The sequence below is a fragment of the Candidatus Bathyarchaeota archaeon genome (genome assembly GCA_029882535.1).
Lineage (GTDB): Archaea > Thermoproteota > Bathyarchaeia > Bathyarchaeales > SOJC01 > JAOUKM01.
The window spans coordinates 54,951-75,523 of sequence record JAOUKM010000001.1; the positions used below are offsets into that span (position 1 = coordinate 54,951).

A 20,573-nucleotide genomic window follows, 5' to 3' on the forward strand; every position below is an offset into this window, starting at 1 on the left:
TCTGCAATCCATAAGAGCTAAATAGAGTGGAACGTCCACATCTTACAATAAAGTATTCATGGAGTTAAAAGGCGTATGAGAGTTGAAAAAGTTCTAGTTATCGGGCTGGGAGAGATAGGTGCGCCTCTTCTGGAAATTGTTAAGGGAATTTATAGTGCAGAAGGGCTAGACATTGAGCCTAAAGAGGTTCATGCCCCCGTTGACGTGATGCACATTTGCTTCCCCTATAGTGTAGATTTTGTGGAGACTACGGCCAATTATGTGAACAAGTTCAATCCTAAACTGACCATTATAGAAAGCACAGTTCTCCCCTTCACAACAAGTAAAATCTACGAAAAAACGCAAAATCCAGTTTGTCACAGCCCTGTGAGGGGAAGAAAATCCGACGGGTTCAAATGGGCATACTTCACCTACACGAAGTTTATTGGACCCGCAAAACCGGAATTTGGGAAGATAGCAGAAAAATATTACCAATCGTTAGGCTTCAAAACACACGTATGCAGTTCCCCGTTGGAAACAGAATTCATGAAAGTCCTCAACACCACCTACTACGGACTCATGATTACATGGTTTCAAGAAATCCACAGAATCTGCGAAAAATTCCATCTCAAAGAGGAAGAGGTAATCGAGTTTTTCAGAACAAACGAGAGAGATTCTGGAGGAAGGCATCTGCGGCCGGTGTTCTATCCTGGAGTTATAACAGGACACTGTGTTATTCCAAACGCCGAGTTGCTGAAAGAGTTGTATCCGTCCCCTTTTGTTAAGGCTATTCTGGAATCAAACGAAAAACGGAAAAAAGAAGTAGAATCAAAGTAAACTCGCTTGTTAGATAGGTGCTATGCAATAGATGAAGAACCTATACACGTCGCTAAGCATTAGAAGCTGTTTTTCTTCAAAGCGGCAGAGCTATAACACATTGGTCCGCGGAGGCATTCTGGTTTGAAAATGAAAGCCATAGTGATACTGTTATCTGTGTCGCTCATAGTCTTGGAAATGCTTTTCCCAGTATCTAAGGCTTTGATAATACTGGTTCCGCCGATAGTCTTCGGCTTAGTGGTTACAATTCTATCAGTTAGAAAAGGAATTTCGTACCTCAATGAACTGCCAAATGTCCTAAGAGTTTTGTTTGCGTCGATTGGAGCTGCGTTGATAGGTTTTTTCTCGCCTCTTTCTGCAGTGCTTGGGTTTCTGTTCGTTCTACTTGGTGTTTTTGCAAATGACGAGGCTATGAGGAGGCTGTACAAGCATAAAGGGGTTATTGTGCTGACTGGTATCGATGCCACTGGAAAGTCAACGCACGCCCGCAACATTTCTTCTTGGTTAAAAGGCAAAGGAATAACATGCGAAATACTACCGTTTCACAGATACCTCTTTCTAGGCAAGCTTTCAGGCTTGAAAAAAAGTGGAGGAAAACCAAGTCGAGCAGCAGGAAACAGGGTCCCTATAGCCAAGACTAGCAAGTTTTCGCTCATTAGACCTTACGTGGCTCTTGTTGACAACGTCATATTTTACATCCTTAGAGTGCTTCCGCGCATCGCCGAGCGGGAATGCGTGGTTTGCGACCGTTTTATCTGGGACAACTGCGTTAAACATAAAGCTCTTGGATACAACACGCGTTTTCTTTTTAGGCTTTCCACTTTGATAAGGCCACAAATCGGCATGGTTTTCGACTTGCCTGCAGAAGTCGCTTTCGAGAGAGTGGAGAAAAGAGAGAAGCACCCACGATACACGATTGAGCAGTATGAACTTGAAAGAAAGGAATTCAAAAAAATAGCGGTGATGCTAAACTATCCAACAGTCAACACGAACGAACCAATTCAACAAACATGGAACCGGATAGAGGCTTATCTTGATTCGTTTATTTGAGAAAAAACAACGCAGCAGACTTTAAAATGTTTTTATCACACTTTTCAGCTAGTTAACCTGTCCGGTGATTGCTAAGAAAATGGCAAAAGTTTACGTTTTCATGCCTGCCAGAAACGAGGAAGAAAATCTGCCAAAATGCCTAGCCAACCTCTTAAACCAAACGTTGCGCCCACAAAAAATACTAGTCATTAACGACGCATCAACAGACAACACTCAAAAGATATGTGAGCGGTTCGGAGTTGATGTGATTACGCTAACTAAGCAACACAGGAACTACGTTACAACGCCTGAACTCGCCTACAAAATGGCAGAAGTCATGAACCACGCTTTTCCGCCTCCACCATCATGTGACTACATGATGCAGCATAACCCTGACACGATCCTCCCAGAGAACTATATCGAAGACTTGACAACACGCATGGAAAAAACTCCACACCTTGTAATCGCCTCTGGCCGCATTGAGGGTGAGTACAGCCGAGAAAATCACCCTCGCGCTACTGGACGAAAATATAAAACATGGTTTTGGAACAAATACATCAAAAAATTCCCATTGAACTACACTTACGAAACTTATCCGTTGCTTAAGGCTCAAAGCCTGGGGCTTGAAGTTAAATGTCTTCACGACGTTGTGATGACCACGCTTAGACCGACTAAGCAGTATAAGGCAGATTATGGATATGCAATGAGGGAACTTGGATATTCACTCCCATACATGCTGGGAAAATGTGTCATGGGGTTACGGAAAGCAAAAGCAAAATCTGTCAAACTATTCTATTCGTACTTAACCAGCCCTTACAGACTTGAAGACCCTGATTTGAAGAGGTTCATGAGGTATTATCAGGCAAAGCAGTTTACAAACTTCAAGGCGTTCATTAAACTATTAAAATAGCACGCAACTTCTTTATAATCCCAACCGAAATTACAGTTATAATAGACACAAGAGTTAAGAACTCATAAAAATAGTTTAATGGTTTTGTTAGTGTATGCCACTAAGAAGTCGTATTTTTAGCGCATGCACATTTGTGAGCGGAATTTAAAACATCGCGAAAGGCACTAGTAAATAACATAGAAAAGGGTGAATCTTATCAAACAGTGCGGCAGACTTTAAGGTTAATCTACTTAACACGTAAAGAATCAATTTAATTCAGCCCACTTTAATATTTTGGGAAAGAAATCAGTCATATTGCGTGCGCACGCATTTTTCCATAGGTCTTTCGTAACAGGAACCGCATTCTCTCTTTGACTACCAAATCGTATTCTAAACCATCCAGAGCTATTATTGGAACCTTCAATGATACTTAGTTCTCCTTCGGAATCCAATCTTTATTAAGACTCAGTTCTTCTTATGATTTATAGATTCTAGAAAAATATTCTGTAGCAATACCAAAATACTCGCAATTGTGCTTGCCAAACTGTTTTGCCATTACTCATTTTTCCAAAGCTGTACTTGTTTTACGAGCCAAAGTGTTAACCAGATCAAACTTAGTTCCAATACTGATTCTGAATTCACAATACAGAATAATAACTAGAACTGAAAGAATTCAAAGCAGGCAGACTGTAGAGTGTTCAAAATGGTGTTATCTCTTGAAAAACCTCAAAACATCATAAAAACACACAACAAAAACATATACATCCATACATATCTGCATAAAGTTGACTTAGTTATGTGGGCAAAAAACGGTTCCAAAACTCTACCTCTTGTTTTGAAACGAATTGATGAGGTTATACCTGAAGGCTTTGTTAACAACCGTATTTTGATTGATGACCACAGCGTAGATAATACTCGAGAGATTGCCAAGTCTTTTGGTTGGCAAGTTTTCTTTAATGAAGGGAAAGGCATTTGTAGTGGAGCAAACACTGCTCTTCAACATGTTACGACCGATTTCTTCATAAGTTTTGAACAAGACCTGCTTCTGGCAAAAGATTGGTGGCAGAAAATTCCGAGCCTTCTGGAAGACAAAACGGTGGTGATAGCTTCTGGAGTTCGTGTGCCAAACCAACCAAAAGCTTTGAGAAGGCTTCAAGAATATACGCTTAAGCGTTACCAACGTATTGACATGGAAAAAGCGGATCTCTTTAACGCCAAAACTTTGGACAACACGATTTACAAAACGAAGATAATTAGGAAGCTTGGCGGTTTTCCTTCGCTGTCAGTGTCGGCTGGAGTGGATACTTTTCTAGCTAAAAATGTGATCTCAGCGGGCTTTAGGTGGAAGGTTGATTATACTATAACGTCAATCCATTTGCGTGATGACTTGAAAGACGAACTTGCTCATTATTACTGGTATGGAGCGTGTCATAGACGAACGTCCAATGTATTATATGACAAACCTGCTGATGTCACACGCAACGTGCTTCGATTCTTTTTTAGTCCAGTTAGAGGGTTGCAGATTGCGTTCAAGAAGAACGCTCCTGAAGTGGTTTATATCTATCTGTTGATTCGACTTAACATTCTTAAGGGAATGATGGGGACAAACAGAACATCATAATCGCCTAAAAGGAGAAAATCACAAGTCAAAATTGGCGTGCGCGCAAGTTATAAGCTCTTAGTCTTTCCAACCATAGTTGTTAAAACCTGTTGCTTTAAACCTTTGGCGTGTGTATTTTCAATTCATATTTGGAATTCAGAAGTATAAAATATGGGGTCTAACTCAGAATCGGATTTCTTGGTCTCAGGACAGAATGAGGAACAGGATTGTATAGGTGTTTAACATGGAATCCGTTGAAAAGCTTGAAGGTATCACAGAGTCTTATACGACGCCCTATAAAACAATAGGACGCCCAAAGGTTGTCGACAAACGTTCAATTCTTAATGTTGGTTGTGGAAACGACCCACATGGAACAATCAATTGTGATTTGTTCGTAGAATCGACAGAACACAGAAACGCAGGAGACAAAAAAATAAAAACAAAGAAAATACCAAACTTCGTCATATGTGATGCACACTATCTACCATTCAAAGACGACAGTATTGAAATAGTATACTCACATCACGTTCTGGAACACCTAGACTACCCATTAATCGCACTACAAGAATGGAGTAGGGTAGCGAAAAAGAAACTAATTATCATAGTTCCAGATTTAAAAATCTCAAGGATATATGGTGAATTCGGACCACATCTTTATTCTTGGAGCAAATGGACGCTGCAAACTCTAGTAAAAAAAGTTTGCGCAAAAGCTGAAGTACACATTAACCGTCAGCCATTGAGACTACGCAGAAAAGGGAAAATATCTCATATAATAAATTTCGTTTTAAAAAGAATAATGATTTATATGCCTATATTTCAAAACTCAGAACTAACTGCAGTGGGATATCTAAGCTGATAAAGAATAACCCCACACATGTCAAAAGCTTTAATAATAGGGTTAGATGGAGCAACTTGGAACATAATTAAAGCTTCTGTAGACAACAAAACGTACATATATTCAAGAAGCTGATATCAAATGGAGCTAAGGAGGGGTCATATGACTACACTCGATGTAGGTTGCGGTAATCGTCCTTAGTTCGACCGATTAAATTGTCGTAAAAATCCAAAGTCTAACAACCAAGTGCGTGCGCGAAGCTGAGGGAATTCAACGTTGAGGTATTTGTCCAAGTATAGTCTTTTATAGGCTAAATCTCACACTTCTTTTACACGGGCAATACGACTAAACAAGTCAGCTATCCAACGGAGGCGCGATGGAAGATAATCATGTAGTAACTCTATGTCTCGCTTTTTCATAGCTTTCAATGCGATCAAAGAAAGAAGATGCACAACCACACCTACAACTGCGTAAACGGGAAGCAGACGTAAACGTAGAACAAGAAACTGATAAGACAAGGGGTCGATGATTGCCCTCAGAAGTTCCAATGAGAAAAGTGATAGAACCATGGTGATAGACGCCGTTGCCGACTTCCATATTGCCTCTTTGTCGAAATCTATCTTGAGACTCGACCAGAGCACATATGCTCCTAAACTAAACCCTGCAAGTGCAGCAAAAAACCTTGAAAGCGCCACCCCTGTCAAGTCCGCGTTTAAATAGGCTAAAGAAACGTATGAAAGAAATGCTTCTAAGACAATAACGATTGCTGTAATTGAAGAAGCAACTTTCGTTCGTTTCAGCGTGTAAAGCGTGGGAAAAATAGCTGAACCTAAAACAGCTGGAAGCGAGGCTATACACATGACAGCCAACGGAAGCACAGCACCCACGTATCTCACGGTGGCAAACAGGACAATTATTGGATAGGCTAAAGTCGCTACCATCAGGGATATGGGGAACCCTAAGAGGGCAGCGTACCGCGTTGAGGTCTTAAAAGCGTCTTTCAAACTGTCAACTCCTAACATCGAATGCATCTCCGACAATTTTGGAAAGAGAGCAACAGTTATCGCAACCGAAACCAAGTTAGAAACCACAGAAGCTCTAACGGCAATACTATACACTCCAAGAGCCTCCGTGCCTAGAAAAGGAAAAACCAAAATCTGATCCACCCAACCCACAATGAAGACCAAAAGTGCAGAGACATAAATCGGGAAAGAAAACACTAAAAGCGGTTTAAGTTTATGGGCATGTGCCGAGGGAGAAATGTTACGAAACGCAATAAAAAAGCTTGTTGAGCATGACAAAACAAGAGCGAATACCCAGCCTATGACTATTCCAAGAATCCCAAATCCTGCGTAAACCAGAAGAGTGGCAACAGAGTATTGAACCACGGTATAGAATATGCCTATGATCGCAATTTCACGTATCTTTTGCAGACCTTGTAAGAAGCCTTGCGTTTGAAAATAGAATATCTGAATAAAAGAAGACAGGGGGAGAAGCTGGAAAATAAGAACAGAGATACCGAAAATGTTGGATAGCACTCCAGCCAAGACAAAGATCAAGACTGCTATAGTTAATGAAGTTACCACAGAAACCTGTAGAACGCGAGTCACTACTGATCTTGCCTCGTCCTTTTCCCCCTTTGCAAGATAATGGGCAATGTACCTGACAGAAGCCGATCGAAGAGCAAAAATTCCCAATGTCGAGGTTAGTGTTAGGATGAAGCTTAGCATAGTATACATGCCGAAATCCGCTTCAGTGAATAAAATTTGTCCTGCTATCTCCTTTGTGTGCAGAAGGAACCAAACATAAAGCACTCCTAGTGCCGCGTTTAGGAAACCTTGAACAAAGATGAAGGTTGCGCCTCTTGCAACGTGTGTTTGAGGACTTATATCTTCAGTCAATGAACATTTTCACCATCTTAACAGAATAGAATACAATTTAAATGATTTAAAATTCACGCCAAACTATCCATAGTAAATTTTGGCACTTGCAAACAAGAATTAGATGAGCCATGGACTATCAGCTTTGAAGAATTCGTCTTTCAGCAGAGGACACCACCACCATTCGTTATTCAAATACCAATTAACCGTCTTTTCTAAGCCTTCAGCAAAACCAAACTTTGGTTCCCATCCAAGCGCCCTTATTTTAGCAGTATCCAGCGAGTATCTGCGGTCATGACCAGGTCTGTCAGAAACAGGCTTGATCAAACTTTCTGGTTTTTCCACTATTTTCAAAATGCCTTTTGCGACTTCAATATTCATACGTTCTTCACCAGAAGCGATGTTATAGACATCTCCAGCTCCTCCTTCATGAGCCACAAGGTCTATGGCTGCACAGTTGTCTGTCACATATAGCCAATCTCTAACTTGTCTTCCGTCGCCATAGATGGGTAAAGGTTGGTTGTGGAGGGCGCGCAGTATAAGTTTCGGAATGAGTTTTTCAGGGTATTGGAATGGTCCGTAGTTGTTGGAGCTGCGAGTGACAACCAGTGGAAGCCCGTATGTTTTGTGGAAGGCTAGGGCAATGTGGTCTCCTGAGGCTTTGCTTGCAGAGTAGGGGCTGGATGGGTCTAGAATGTCTGTTTCTTTGAAAGACCCGCCCTTTATGCTGCCGTAGACTTCGTCGGTGGAAATCTGCACAAACCTTTCAACGTCAAATTTTCTTGCGGCGTCTAAAAGAATGTAAGTTCCGTATGCGTCTGTTAAAACAAAGGAACCTGCCTCTACGACACTTCTGTCAACGTGGGTTTCAGCCGCGAAATTCACTATTAAGTCAAATTTTTCCTTCACCAAAGGCTCTACTGTCTTTCTCTCTCGAATATCTCCATGAACAAACCTGTAGCGTGAATCGTCCTTCACATCCTGCAAGTTCTCAAGCCTACCTGCGTAGGTAAGCAAGTCGAAGTTGACGATTTCTATGTCGTCGTAGTTTGATAACGTATGTCTTATGAAGTTGCTGCCGATGAAGCCTGCACCGCCCGTTACTAAGACTTTCATTTTTTCACCCATGTTTAAGCCAGGGTGCAAGCTTCCAGTTGTATGGTATCTTTGTGGTGTTTGGCGGTAATCGGTGTTCGTCTGGTTTCTCATAGTTGTATAGATTAGTGGGTACGTTCATGACGAGGGCTGTTTCTTCGCTTATGGTTTTGAATCCGTGCCAAACTTTGGGTGGCACCTTCACAAGCGTGGGGTTTTTTTCGCCGACGATGAACTCGTTGATTTCTCCTTCGGTTTTTGAGTTTTTTCTGCCGTCATATAAGACGAGTTTAACCATTCCTTTTATGCAGGCCATATTGTCTGTTTGTTTTTTGTGCATGTGCCAAGCCTTCACCACTTGGGGGTAGGCGGCGGTGACGTATGATTGTCCAAATTTTCTGAAGGTTTCCCAGTCGCTTCTGAACACTTCCATTAGCCAGCCTCTTTCATCTGCAATTAGCCGTAGTTGTTGTGTAACTACTCCTTCAATCAGTTCTAGATCCCTCACATAATTATTCTCGAATTTTCACCCACAACAAGTCTATAACCTTTTGGGCTTTTCTGATTTGTAGCTAGCGTGGTGCCCGCTCCTATGAGGCTGTCGGTTATTTTGCCGTTTATTTCTATGCAACAGCCATTCATGATTATCGAGTTTTCTATCTCGCCTCTCTTGATTTTCACGTTGTTTCCGATGCTTGTGTAAGGACCTATGTAGACTTGTTCTCCTATGATTGTATGATTGCCGATTATAACTGGACCTCTTATCAAAGCTCCACGCTTGACAACTGTTTCTTTTCCAATGGCTACTCTTCCTTGAATAGATGGTTTTTCTTCAACTGTGCCTTCTGTTTTCTCTTTAAGATCGTCAAGTACAAGTCGGTTTGCTTCCAGTATGTCTCCAACTGTTCCAGTGTCCTTCCACCATCCTGTTACAAACTTGTAGCCGACTTTGTGTTCAGCGTCTAGCAAGCCTTGCAATGCTTCAGTGATTTCCAGCTCTCCCCTCCAAGAAGGCTTCAAAGCCTTTATCATCTTGAAAATTATGGGTTTGAGGAAATATATGCCTGTGAGTGCGTAGTTGCTAGGCGGTTTTTTCGGCTTTTCTACTAACTTAACCAGTTTTCCATTTTTGTCAAATTCAGCCACTCCAAAGTGCTTGGGATTCTCAACTTCACAAAGAAGCACCATTGCGTCGTCGTTTGAATCCTTAAATTCTTTCACAAACGCCCCAATACTACCTTTCAACAGGTTGTCGCCGAGATACACAACGAATGGGCTGTCGCCGACAAAGTTCTCTGCAAGGCTAATCGCCTGAGCTATTCCGCCAGGTTGTTTTTGATGGATATAAGTTGTTTTTACGTCGAATTCTCTACCGTCCCTATAGTAGCTTTGCACTTTTTCCGGCATAATGTCTCCAACGATAATCGCAATCTCTTCTATACCTGAATCTCTCAGGTCTTCTAGAACGTATTGTGACATCGGCTTGTTTGCCACGGGAATTAACTGTTTCGGCCCAGTATGGGTTAACGGTCTAAGTCTTGTACCGTGCCCCCCATGCAGGATGACTCCTTTCATTTTGTTTTCACCCAACTTTGGTTCATCTCCCTCAAACCTTGTGTAACCCCTAAAAGCTCTGTGTCTATTCTTTTTTTGACTTTATCCACACAGAGAGATGAGTCTTTTGGTCTCTTCGCTATCCACGCCTTTAATTCGCTCATCTTTATTGACCTTACAAGACTTGCGTCGAAGTCAAAGGCTTCAACAACCTTCAACGCAAACCCGTATCGACTTATCCGTTCGCTTCCAGCAGTGTGGTAGATTCCCTCCAGTCCCTTATCGACTATTTCTAGAATAACTTCAGCCAAGTTATCAGCGAAAGTGGGAGAATTATAATGGTCTTCCACAACAGTGAGAGGTTTCTTTTTCTTCAGAGACTTTATGATCCACATTGCAAAATTCGGCTTCTCAGGGTGCACGCCATACAAGACGCTGGTTCTCAAAATCACAAAGCGTTCACAGAGCTTCGCAACGTATTTCTCTCCCATCAACTTCGTCAAGCCATAATAGTTAATGGGGTTTGGCTCATCCTCCTCGGTATATAGCCCCTTTTCACCGTCAAACACATAATCGGTTGAAACATAAACGATTCTTGCATAGGCTTGGCGGCATGCTTCTGCAAGAATCTTTGTCCCCGCTGCATTCACCCTCAACGCATAATCCTTGTTAGTCTCACATTTGTCAACGTTTGTCTTTGCAGCCGTGTGAATCACGACGTCTGGTTTTACTTTGCTGAAAATACGTTTTACCTCGCTTTCATCTGTAATGTTCATTTTCAACGATTTCAGAAACATTGGATGTGTCGTATGTGTTGGATAAACCGCGTATTTTTCTTCAGCTTTGTCAACAATTTTGCTTCCTAACAGTCCACTAGCACCTGTGACAAGAATTTTCTCCATGTCCAGTCCTTCGCAGAAAACAGTTTCTACTGATTAATGCGGCTCTACAAGTTTTAGCTGATGTAGCTGGTTTTGCCTTCCTCGCTCTTACGCATTTTCCTCGCGTAAGTTTCTCTCCGCGTCTCTATCTGCCGCATCTTTTCCAAAATCTCATCCGACTTCGTAATTTCTTTATCCAAGTCATCTAAACTAAAAGTAATTCGCAACATCTTTTGCAAAACAACAAGAATGCTTTTCGCGGCTTTAGGATCTGGAAGATAACCACGGGTTTCTGCCAAAAGACATAGCGCCGGAATGCTTTTGAACTTCGCCATGCCCACAAGTAGGCCAGCTGTTCCAACTATAGGGTTCCCGGGAGGACTAGAAGAGGCATCTGCTTTAAGAGCATTATCCAGCGTTTTAGTATCTGTAGCTGTGGCAATTACCTTAGGTATTTCATCAGCTTCCTTGCGGTAGCCACCAAGAGTAATTATAGTTTCTACCTTGTGTTTCTTAGCGAAGTCTAAGATAGTTTCAGCAATTTCGTACTGTCCCTCGATAGTTTGAGCCTGGCTGTCACCTGTGAAGAGAATGAGATCATTGCCCTTTGGATTTCTCCAGCAGTGAAACTCGCCGCGGAGAAGACGAGTGTTACCTTTCTTGTTTACAATAACATAGTATGGGAAGTGAGGTGAGTGAAGAAGAGCAAATTTTTCGGCTTTTAGCTGCTTAACAAGATAGCGAGTGGCAATTCTGCCCACCATTCCTAGTCCTGGAAGGCCTTCTATGAGAATGGGGTTCTCGGGTCTTATTTGAAGCTTTTCTTTGATTGCCGTTTTCATGAGTGTATACCTTCTTTTTTCAGGGACATGCGGTGTTTGGCGTATTTGTCGTTTGGAGAGAATTTCGCGGGGTGAGGACTGTGGACTTTGCCGTTGCAATAGGGACACGTCTCTCTGTTTAAAGTGTAACAGCTGCATTTTTCACATTTTCTGAGAAGCCAAACCATGTTATTTTTCCCTTTTGAAACTACCCTCTCCATCTGCTTTTGTGATGATTTTTATGGCTGTTTCTGAGGCTTTCTGAAGTATGGTTTCGGCTTGCTTATAGTCTTCGGCTTCTACTTTCAGCCGGTATTTTGGGGCTGCGATTGTGTAAATGTGAATTTTTGCGGTGTCCGGTGTTTGGGTTTTTTGGGCTGCGTGCAGGGCTTTTTTGATTATGTTGACACCGTCGGGTCTGGTGCTGGTGAGCTGGAGAACTCCCTTTATTTCGACTTGTGGGGGCCGGATTCTTTCTTGAGCTAGCTCAGCTAATGTCTGGGCGATGTCAGAGGGGACGCTGATTTTTGTTAGCGCTTCGAGACCTTGGCGGCTTGCTTCTTCAAAGGCGGTATAGACATCGCCGTAGGTTTCTTCCATAGGTATAGCTGCTTTCTCTATGATTTCTTTGAGCGGTTTGCCGAGTTTTTCGGCCGTGATGCGGAGGAAGGTTTCGGCTTTGCGTTCGTGTTTGAAGGTGTAGATTTTATCTATGCGTTCGCGTTTGTTGACTCGTTTGCGGGAGAGATCTATGTGTGTTTTGTTTGGGTTGACGCGGAGGACTTTGAGGACGAGTTTTTGGCCTTCGCGGACGTGGTTGCGTATGTTGCGGACCCAGCTTGTGCTTATTTCGCTTCGGTGGAGGAGTCCTTCTTTGTTGTCGTATTCTTCGAGGGTGACGTAGGCGCCGTAGTCGGTGACTTTTTTGACTGTGGCGAGGACGAGTTCGCCTCTTTCTGGCCATTCGGGTTTTTGGAGGGAGGGCATTGTTGCGGCTGCCTCACTCCATTATGGCTATGATTTCGCCGTTGATTTTCGCTTTGCCTCCTGTTGGGGTGGCAAGGGTGGTTTTGCATATTTTGCATTTTACGGTGTTTGTTGGGTTGCTGTAGATGAGTTGTTCGTTGCCGCAGTCGGGGCAGCGTACGCGGATGAAGTAGGATTTGGGATTGGGGATGAGGGTCTCCCAGTCGGTGCTCACGGTTTAGGCTCGACCTCCGATTGTTAGTTTTCTTAGGCGCATGCCCTCTTTTTGGATGATGAAGCCGCATTTTTTGCACTTAAGCTTGAGAACTTGCTTTTTTGTGGTTTTGGCGAATTTTTTCTGAAGAGGCCATCCTTGACCGCCGTATCCGTGTTTTTCTCTTTCGTGGCGGCGGGCGCCGACGGCTAGGGCACGGCGTTTTCCAGCCTTGTAGAGGCTTACAGAGTGTTCTGTGTGAGTTTTACATTTTGGGCAGTATGTGTTAATTGTTTTGGGGACGTTCATGATTTGCACGCACGGTGCTTGTTGCGTTTAGGTTAGACAAAAACCAACCATATAAACATTTAACAATCTAGCTTTACGTGGTTAGGTATGTGTGACCACTAAAAATAAAAGCATAACGCTCCAAGTAGTTTTGCCAATCAATGGTTAAATATTCGCGCGCATTGTCGTTCTATGCATTGTCTGCCTTCTCGCTTTTCTCTTAGTATTAGCTCTTTCAGGGTCCTCGCAAGGAGGGTTAAGTGAAAATGACTCTCACTGTCATACGTCTCTGAGCGCTCCTTGCGTCGCCTACGGATTTCTATCTTCATGGCCTTCGAAGGAAGGATTGTATGCTCTATTCTCTTTTCTGCGGTTTGCCTGCTGTTATTGTTTTGCACAAGAAGGATAGATGATGAACCATGAGAAGTTGAAGTTCGACATCATTCATAGGAGGTTAAGTAGCGGTGGCAAATAACATGAGTCTCAAGTCGAGCGTACGCACTAATATTAAAAGGATAAATAAACATTATACAATTCATAAGTCCATGAAAAAAGATAACGGAGAAAAACAGAGTACGTCCAAACTCTTCAAAATGGCGGTTTGCATCGTAGATGACCCCGATAAAATCCGACTACTCGCCGACTTTACGCGCGCGGAAATTCTACATTGTTGTACGAGCATCCCATGACAGATGCTCAACTCTCCAAAGAACTCGGTCTGACAAGAGCCGCGGTCGGCTACCACCTCAATCTGTTGATGAAGGCTCAACTCATCTACTTACAAAAGGTTGAGCCCAAAGAACATGGCATCCTACAGAAATTCTACTGCCCGGTAGCAACCTTCTTCATAGTAAACTACGATCGCATACCAAAGGATGTTAAGAGATTCTTCATACAGACGCAGATTGTGTATCTAAGAAAAATCTTTATCGTTTTCCAGTTGCACCACTGCTTCTTTGGCGTCTCACCGACGACCCTCGAAAAATTAGCTCTGACTATGGTAAAGCAACTCGAGAGCACTGAACGAAAACACGCAAAAGAGAGACCTGTAGAAACGCTGAAACACTAAAAGTAAAGATATACGCCGAAGCCCTCAAGAGCCTCACGAAACAAAACAAGTGACACACCTTGTTAAAGGAGCCCAAAGAACTTAAACTGTAGAGACTGAAGAGAAATGTGCATATAAAAATAATCCCGTTTGGGGCTTATCTACCCGATATATCGCACGCCAACTCACTATTAATATTCGAGATCTATTTGGTGCCTATTTGAAACCAAATAGTGTCAAAACTAAGCGTCCAAGTAAGTTTCCGCCTTTATAACCTTTCATGGTAAAACGAAGGTTTACAAAAAAGAAAGCGCACGAAGCGCGCCGCCCGGGTATGAGTAGACCAGCGCGCGCATATAAATTCTAAGAAATGAGCATTCTGGAAAGCATGGAATGATGGATTCATAGATATCGATATATTCTTAGTTACCACTACGTTACGCTAAGCATAAGATTTTGGAGACCGTGACCAGAAATGAAGCGTGGATCTACACTTCAGAAAAAAAGGTTCCTGGCTGTGAACACCATCTTCGCCATTACTGCTATAGCCATAGAATGGACGGGAATCTCACTAAATATGTACGTTTACGCTGACAACTTCTTCAATATCTTCAATGTGCCCATGATCATCATCGCTTCTTGGATTGCAATAGGTCACACATCATGGGTTGTTTACAAGAAATTCGGTTGGGTTGCTGGGCTTTTGACAGGTATAATCATCGACTTACCCCTCGAATTCTTAGCCTTTCACCTAGGATGGTGGACATGGATTCCCAGCTGGTCCCCTGCAATATTCTTCAATGCTCCTGTTGCAAACTTCGCAGTATACCTGAGTGTGAGTTTAGGGAGCATTATAATTTACAAATACACAATGAAGTCAAAATTGTAACAATAATACGCGCGCAAAGGCTTTATGAAAATAGTGATTTTGATTGAATAATGGAGTTGATAAGAATGGCATTTAAAGTTGTTTTTCTGGCTCATACTCTTGATGCTGATCCAGAGAAAAATAGATGTTTTGTCGAGGTCATGCACTTAGATTATAAAAGCCATTCTTTCAACACTTAGAGAGGGCCTAAGAGACACACACTCAAGCCCCGCATTCATATTTAGTTCCTAATGGAGCAGTCTACTCCTAGCGCCAAACACACACTCTTAAAAGCCACAAATACAGACTACAAACAACAGGAGCGCACCAACAAACCATGTGCATCTTAGGCAAAAACAAACTCCAAAACCTCATACAACAATACCACATAATCTATCCCTACGACCACAGCCTCCTCGATGGCGACAGCTACGTCCTAACAGTCAAAGAAGAAACCACCCTAAACTACCTAGAACACCAAAACATCACAAGCCACGAAATAATCTTCACGCCACCCAACCTCGTCGCCCACCTAACAGCCAAAAGCAAATATGGACGCATGGGACTAAGCTTCCTCAACGCCGCAAAAGTCCACAGCGGCTTCATAGGCAGACTAGCACTAGAAATCGTAAACCTCAGCAACGACCGCCGTTCCATCACAATAAAACGAGGCGACCCCTTCATGCACATCGAATTCATAACCCGCCAAGGCACCCCATCCCCCTACACAGGACAATACCAATTCCAATACCTCACAGAAGAAGAAATACAAATGTACATCCCCATCCTAAAAAAAGTCTTCCCAAACTACGAAGAACTAACAAAAAAATGGTTCAAAAACACGCCAACAACCCCATAACCTAACTTGACGCAAAAATCCATATTTTCAATTCATAACTGACATAACAAACTATCACAACAAACGCTTTAAATATTACCAAAATCGCTATGCAGAGGGGAAAACAGCAGTGAAAGCCAAAAACTACCGAGAAGTAAAAGGTCAACCTTGCACAAGAAAAGAATATACCAAAAGCTCACCCCCATCAAAAATCACCAAATTCACCATGGGCGACACAGAAACAAAATTCCCAATCAAAGCTAAACTAATCGCCCTAGAAAACGCGCAAGTCCGCCACAACGCTCTAGAAGCTGCAAGAATAGCCTCAAACCGCCACTTATCAACAAAACTTGGAAGCAACTACTTCCTGCGAATCATGCCTTATCCACATGCAATCCTCAGAGAAAACAAAATGATATTCGGCGCCCACGCAGACAGACTGCAAGACGGTATGCGCCGAGCCTTCGGAAAACCCATAGCAACAGCAGCACGAGTGAAAACCAACCAGCCTATAATAGTAATAGGCGTAAACGAGGACTCCATAGAAACCGCAAAACAAGCCTTAAAACGCAGCAAAGCAAAACTCCCAATGCCCTGCCGCGTAACAATAGAAAAAACAGGGGACTAACAACTATGAGCACATCAAGAGAAGAAAAACTCGTACTGTGGTTCGAAGAACTAACAAAAAACGACATTCCAACAGTCGGCGGCAAAAACGCAAACCTAGGGGAAATGACACAAGCAAAAATTCCTGTTCCACCAGGGTTCGCAATAACAGCTCAAGCATACCAGAGGTTCATTACCGAAACAAACATTGCTCGAGGAATTTACCAAATCATTAAAGAAACCGTTATTGACACTGACGACCCTAAACAATATGCAGAAGCCTCCAATAAAATCAGAAAACTCATCGAAGCAGCTGGAATGCCTAAAGAAATAGAGGAAGCAATCAGAGATGCTTATCAGAAACTAAGCGATAGAACAAACTCCACAAACCTCTCTGTGGCTGTTCGCTCTAGCGCAACTGCTGAAGATTTGCCAGATGCTTCTTTTGCTGGACAACAAGAAACATACCTCAACGTAAAAGAGCCTGACGAACTGATTGAGAAAACGATTAAATGTTGGTCAAGCCTTTTCACCACAAGGGCTATTTTTTATCGAACTAAAAAAGGGTTCAAACATGAACAAGTCCTAATAAGTGTAGGTGTTCAAAAAATGGTGGACGCCCGCTCAGCAGGCGTTATATTCACGATAAACCCAGTGACTGGCGATCGAAACCAAATAATCATCGAAGGTACTTGGGGCCTCGGTGAAGCAGTTGTCTCAGGCGCGGAAACCCCTGATCATTTTGTAGTAGACAAACAAACATTTGAAATAATTGAACAAAGGATAGCTAAGAAAACAGTGGAGTATATTCGCAACCCAGAAACCGGAAAAACAGAGCATGCTGAGGTGTCTTTAGAGAGACAGAAAAAGCCATGCATTACAGACGAGGAAACTAGAAGGCTGGCTCAACTAGGCAGTCAAATCGACCAGCATTATGGCAAGCCTCAAGACATCGAATGGGCTATAGACCGTAATATACCGTTTCCTGAGAATGTTTTCATTGTACAGTCGAGACCGGAAACCGTTTGGAGCGTAGAAGAGAAAGAAACGGGAATCGAAGCAATTGGAACCCCAAAACAGCTCTCAGAAATGGAAGTTGTAGCCAGAGGTATTGCAGCGGGCAGGAGGGATATAGGGTTTGGTGTGGCAAAGGTTGTTTTCACACCTGAAGACGCTTCAAGGCTGATTAAAAAAGGAGACATACTTGTTGCAACTATGACGAACCCTGATTTTGTGCCTTTCATGAAACTTGCCAGCGCTATAGTAACAGATAAAGGCGGCGTTACGGCTCACGCAGCGATTGTAAGCCGTGAGCTAGGTATACCGTGCATCGTAGGTGCGGAGACAGCGACCAAAACGATGGTAACAGGCAGGGAATATACTGTTGACGCTCGAAGCGGCGTAGTTTATGAAGGCATATTAGAGAGGCTTGAAGAAACTGCAGCTCCAATAGTCAGCATGGATTATGCTTCTGTGGTCCAGTCTGCACCCGTAACTGCCACAAAGATTTACATGAACCTTGGAGTCCCAGAAAAAATCGATGCATACAAAGATTTGCCTTTTGACGGCATAGGGCTTATGCGTATTGAGTTCATTGTTAGCGACATCGGTGAACATCCACTCTACTTGCTTGAAAAAGGTGAAGGAGATAAATTTGTTAACAAGCTGGCGAAAGGCATAGCCAGAGTTGCAAGTGCAATTCAGCCCCGACCAGTGGTTGTTAGGTTTAGCGACTTCAAAACAAATGAATATCGAGATTTGAAAGGTGGCAAAGAATACGAAATTGAGGAAGCCAATCCAATGCTTGGTTGGCGAGGAGCAAGCCGCTACATAAGCCAGTGGTACGAGAAAGCCTTCAGATTAGAGTGCCAAGCCATTCGCAAATGCCGTGAAGAGTGGAGGCTTAAGAACGTCTGGGTCATGCTTCCCGTAATAAGAACTTTGTGGGAAGCCAAGAAGTGCCTCGGAATCATGAAAGAGGAAGGGTTGGAGAGTTCTAGAGACTTTCAAGTATGGTTCATGGCTGAGACCCCGTCAATAGCGATAATGGCAGACGAGTTCTCAAAGCTCTGCAATGGCTTTTCCATAGGCTCAAACGACATGACCCAAGGCATCTTAATGATAGATCGAGATTCTGAGAGACTTGGACAAATGGGTTATTTCGATGAACGAGACCCAGCAATCAAACGCATAATTGCACATTTGATCAAGGTAGCCCACGAGAACGGAGTTACAGTTTCAATTTGCGGCGAAGGCCCCTCAAATCTGCCAGACTTTACTGAATTCCTAGTTCGCTGCGGTATAGACAGCATTTCCGTTAACAACGACGCTGTAATAAGCACCAGAAAATTGGTTGCAAGTGTTGAACAGAAAATCCTATTAGAGCAGTCGATAAAGAGCCGAGAACAATGGCAAGAAAAACAAAAACAAAAAGCTTCACGTGACCTTGAATGGCCCCTTAGCTGAGATTTTCTGTCTCTTCCCTTTTCAAAGGTTATTTCCTTCTAAAGAGAAAGCACAAATGCCATCCTCAACATTTGACCTAGAAGAAAAACGACTAGAAAGGGAAGTTCGAAAAAGAAGAGCCAAACTAGTTCTTATACAACTTCCTGAAGGGTTGAAGCCTCATGGTCCAAGACTAGCTGCCATAGTTGAAAGAGCTGGCGCTCTCGCAATTGTCTCCGCAGACCCTTGCTATGGCGCTTGTGACTTGGCAATAGTTGAAGCAGAGAGGTTAGGCGCAGACCTCATCGTTCACTACGGTCACAGTGCGATGCTAAAACAAGCCGCAGTTTCAACACTTTACATCGAAGCAAAAGCAAAAAGCTCCGTCAAAAACGCTGTAAAAAAGACAGTTCCTTATCTTGAACAGTGGAAAAAAATAGGCTTAGTAACAACCATTCAGCACGTGTACAAACTTAATGAAGCGAAAAACGTGCTTTTGGAAGCAGGCAAAGCCGTCGCAGTTGGAGATGCAGGACGGTTGAAGTATGCAGGACAAGTTCTCGGCTGCGATTATAGCAACGCAAAAGCAGTTTCAAAGGAAGTAGAAGCTTTTCTCTTTGTTGGCGGCGGCAAATTTCACGCATTAGGTGTAGCTCTAGCTACAGCAAAACCTACAATAGTAGCAGACCCCTACGAAAAGAGAGCCTTCTCAATAGAGGATGAAACTGCAAGAATGCTGAAAAGACGGTGGGCAACCATCCATGAAGCCAAGCAAGCTGAGAAAATCGCCATACTAATAGGGTTAAAAGCTGGACAGAAAAGACTCGACCAAGCCTTAAAAATGAAAAAACTAGTGGAGGACGCTGGCAAAAAAGCGACGTTTTTAGCTTTGAAGGAAATTACTCCAGAAGCCCTAATGCAGTTTCCAACAGTAGACGCTTTCATAAACACAGCATGTCCCAGACTGTCCATAGATGACGCTAAAAAATTCCGCAAACCCTTACTTACACCCAAAGAGATGTTCGTTGTCCTAGGCGAGTTACAATGGGAAGAACTATGCAAAAAAGGCTGGTTCGAAAGCTAGACTTAGAAATTGCACTTTCAAAAGTCGAACGGCACCCGTCTCCAAAAGCCTATCTGGAACAATACACAATAACTCCAGAAGCCGCCGCAGAAATACTATACCTAGCCGCATACACATATAACCACATAATAGACAAAACCATAGCAGATTTGGGCTGCGGAACAGGAAGACTCGCCATAGGTAGCGCCCTTCTGGGAGCAAAAGAAACAGTCGGCGTGGACATAGACAAAGTCGCCACAAAAACAGCATCGAAAAACGCTGAAAAACTAAACATAAAAGAGAAGACCCAGTGGATAACCGCCGATGTCACTACAATCCGAGGAACATTCGACACAATATTGCAAAATCCCCCATTTGGAGTGCAAAAGAGAAAAGCTGATCGAAAATTCCTAGAAAAAGCTCTAGAAATAGGCAAGCACATTTATTCGCTACACAAAAGCACAAGAGAAAATCAAAAATTCGCCAAAGGGCTAAAAAAGCGTGAACCCCGATTTATACCAGTTTCCCCATCTCCATTTTTAAAAAGGCTTATTGAAAGACATAGTGGAAAAATTAAGGCTGCATACGCTATACCAATGACCATTCCGCACATGTTCGATTTTCATAGAAAAAATAGACATCACTTTCTCGTTGATCTATACGTAATAGAGAAAGAAGAAACTTAACCTTAATCATGAATCTTTCTCATTTCTCAAGTTGATAGAGGTATTGAATGTTTTTCCATCAATATATTTTATAAATTTCATGAAAAAATCTACACTTAAAACCCCAAAATAGCTTCTGAATAAGTCTAACCATTCCTTAAGCGACATGTGC

The 20,573-nt window shown here is 42.7% G+C and carries 22 protein-coding genes; 12 read left to right on the top strand and 10 right to left on the bottom strand.

All coding sequences use genetic code 11. The features are described 5' to 3' along the window. Window positions 1–75 precede the first annotated feature (75 nt). The 5 genes from OEX01_00320 to OEX01_00340 all read left to right on the top strand — a co-directional run bounded on the left by OEX01_00320 (window position 76) and on the right by OEX01_00340 (window position 5,190). On the top strand, window positions 76–816 hold the full coding sequence (locus OEX01_00320; protein MDH5447438.1) for a hypothetical protein: 741 nt from the start codon (window positions 76–78) through the stop codon (window positions 814–816). A 129-nt stretch (window positions 817–945) separates the two neighbouring features. Then, complete coding sequence (locus OEX01_00325; protein ID MDH5447439.1) at window positions 946–1,866, top strand: hypothetical protein; 921 nt, start codon at window positions 946–948, stop codon at window positions 1,864–1,866. Between the two features lie 100 nt (window positions 1,867–1,966). Further along, on the top strand, window positions 1,967–2,755 hold the full coding sequence (locus OEX01_00330; protein ID MDH5447440.1) for a glycosyltransferase family 2 protein: 789 nt from the start codon (window positions 1,967–1,969) through the stop codon (window positions 2,753–2,755). A gap of 682 nt (window positions 2,756–3,437) precedes the next feature. Beyond that, window positions 3,438–4,355: a glycosyltransferase family 2 protein gene (locus OEX01_00335; protein MDH5447441.1), complete on the top strand. Its 918-nt coding sequence runs from the start codon at window positions 3,438–3,440 to the stop codon at window positions 4,353–4,355. 223 nt (window positions 4,356–4,578) lie between these two features. Further along, window positions 4,579–5,190, top strand: a complete 612-nt coding sequence (locus OEX01_00340) for a class I SAM-dependent methyltransferase (GenBank protein ID MDH5447442.1) — start codon at window positions 4,579–4,581, stop codon at window positions 5,188–5,190. A 296-nt stretch (window positions 5,191–5,486) separates the two neighbouring features. Here OEX01_00340 and OEX01_00345 read toward each other — a convergent pair whose 3' ends face one another. The 10 genes from OEX01_00345 to OEX01_00390 form a co-directional block, all read right to left on the bottom strand. Beyond that, entirely contained in the window at window positions 5,487–7,070 is a 1,584-nt protein-coding gene (locus tag OEX01_00345) for an oligosaccharide flippase family protein (GenBank protein ID MDH5447443.1), read from the bottom strand. Between the two features lie 99 nt (window positions 7,071–7,169). Next, window positions 7,170–8,165, bottom strand: coding sequence for a dTDP-glucose 4,6-dehydratase (gene rfbB, locus OEX01_00350; protein MDH5447444.1), 996 nt, complete (start codon window positions 8,163–8,165; stop codon window positions 7,170–7,172). 4 nt (window positions 8,166–8,169) lie between these two features. Beyond that, entirely contained in the window at window positions 8,170–8,652 is a 483-nt protein-coding gene (locus tag OEX01_00355; GenBank protein ID MDH5447445.1) for a dTDP-4-dehydrorhamnose 3,5-epimerase family protein, read from the bottom strand. Continuing rightward, on the bottom strand, window positions 8,649–9,719 hold the full coding sequence (locus OEX01_00360; GenBank protein MDH5447446.1) for a glucose-1-phosphate thymidylyltransferase: 1,071 nt from the start codon (window positions 9,717–9,719) through the stop codon (window positions 8,649–8,651). The genes OEX01_00355 and OEX01_00360 overlap by 4 nt, the downstream gene beginning before the upstream one ends. Beyond that, window positions 9,716–10,600 carry a dTDP-4-dehydrorhamnose reductase gene (rfbD, locus tag OEX01_00365; GenBank protein ID MDH5447447.1) on the bottom strand — a complete coding sequence of 295 codons (885 nt, stop codon included), beginning with the start codon at window positions 10,598–10,600 and terminating at the stop codon, window positions 9,716–9,718. The genes OEX01_00360 and rfbD overlap by 4 nt, the downstream gene beginning before the upstream one ends. 53 nt (window positions 10,601–10,653) lie before the next feature. After that, the gene (locus OEX01_00370; GenBank protein ID MDH5447448.1) at window positions 10,654–11,421 is read right to left on the bottom strand and encodes a PAC2 family protein; all 768 of its coding nucleotides are present in this window, start codon (window positions 11,419–11,421) and stop codon (window positions 10,654–10,656) included. Beyond that, window positions 11,418–11,588 carry an RNA-protein complex protein Nop10 gene (locus OEX01_00375; protein ID MDH5447449.1) on the bottom strand — a complete coding sequence of 57 codons (171 nt, stop codon included), beginning with the start codon at window positions 11,586–11,588 and terminating at the stop codon, window positions 11,418–11,420. The genes OEX01_00370 and OEX01_00375 overlap by 4 nt, the downstream gene beginning before the upstream one ends. A gap of 1 nt (window position 11,589) precedes the next feature. Then, window positions 11,590–12,387 carry a translation initiation factor IF-2 subunit alpha gene (locus OEX01_00380; protein ID MDH5447450.1) on the bottom strand — a complete coding sequence of 266 codons (798 nt, stop codon included), beginning with the start codon at window positions 12,385–12,387 and terminating at the stop codon, window positions 11,590–11,592. A 13-nt stretch (window positions 12,388–12,400) separates the two neighbouring features. Next, window positions 12,401–12,601 carry a 30S ribosomal protein S27e gene (locus tag OEX01_00385; GenBank protein MDH5447451.1) on the bottom strand — a complete coding sequence of 67 codons (201 nt, stop codon included), beginning with the start codon at window positions 12,599–12,601 and terminating at the stop codon, window positions 12,401–12,403. 3 nt (window positions 12,602–12,604) lie between these two features. Further along, entirely contained in the window at window positions 12,605–12,889 is a 285-nt protein-coding gene (locus OEX01_00390) for a 50S ribosomal protein L44e (GenBank protein ID MDH5447452.1), read from the bottom strand. 649 nt (window positions 12,890–13,538) lie between these two features. Here OEX01_00390 and OEX01_00395 point away from each other — a divergent pair. From OEX01_00395 to OEX01_00425, 7 genes are all read left to right on the top strand, one after another. Further along, a complete protein-coding gene (locus tag OEX01_00395) occupies window positions 13,539–13,937 on the top strand; it encodes a winged helix-turn-helix domain-containing protein (protein ID MDH5447453.1) in 399 nt (132 codons plus the stop codon). Window positions 13,938–14,433: 496 nt separating this feature from the next. Beyond that, entirely contained in the window at window positions 14,434–14,805 is a 372-nt protein-coding gene (locus OEX01_00400) for a hypothetical protein (protein ID MDH5447454.1), read from the top strand. A gap of 316 nt (window positions 14,806–15,121) precedes the next feature. Continuing rightward, the gene (locus OEX01_00405) at window positions 15,122–15,643 is read left to right on the top strand and encodes a hypothetical protein (GenBank protein MDH5447455.1); all 522 of its coding nucleotides are present in this window, start codon (window positions 15,122–15,124) and stop codon (window positions 15,641–15,643) included. 109 nt (window positions 15,644–15,752) lie between these two features. Further along, window positions 15,753–16,250, top strand: coding sequence for a 50S ribosomal protein L16 (locus OEX01_00410; protein MDH5447456.1), 498 nt, complete (start codon window positions 15,753–15,755; stop codon window positions 16,248–16,250). A gap of 5 nt (window positions 16,251–16,255) precedes the next feature. Next, window positions 16,256–18,694, top strand: coding sequence for a phosphoenolpyruvate synthase (ppsA, locus tag OEX01_00415; GenBank protein MDH5447457.1), 2,439 nt, complete (start codon window positions 16,256–16,258; stop codon window positions 18,692–18,694). A gap of 55 nt (window positions 18,695–18,749) precedes the next feature. Continuing rightward, window positions 18,750–19,757 carry a diphthamide biosynthesis enzyme Dph2 gene (gene dph2 / locus OEX01_00420; protein ID MDH5447458.1) on the top strand — a complete coding sequence of 336 codons (1,008 nt, stop codon included), beginning with the start codon at window positions 18,750–18,752 and terminating at the stop codon, window positions 19,755–19,757. Continuing rightward, on the top strand, window positions 19,730–20,422 hold the full coding sequence (locus OEX01_00425) for an METTL5 family protein (GenBank protein ID MDH5447459.1): 693 nt from the start codon (window positions 19,730–19,732) through the stop codon (window positions 20,420–20,422). Before dph2 ends, OEX01_00425 begins: the two co-directional genes overlap by 28 nt. The last annotated feature ends 151 nt before the right edge of the window (window positions 20,423–20,573 follow it).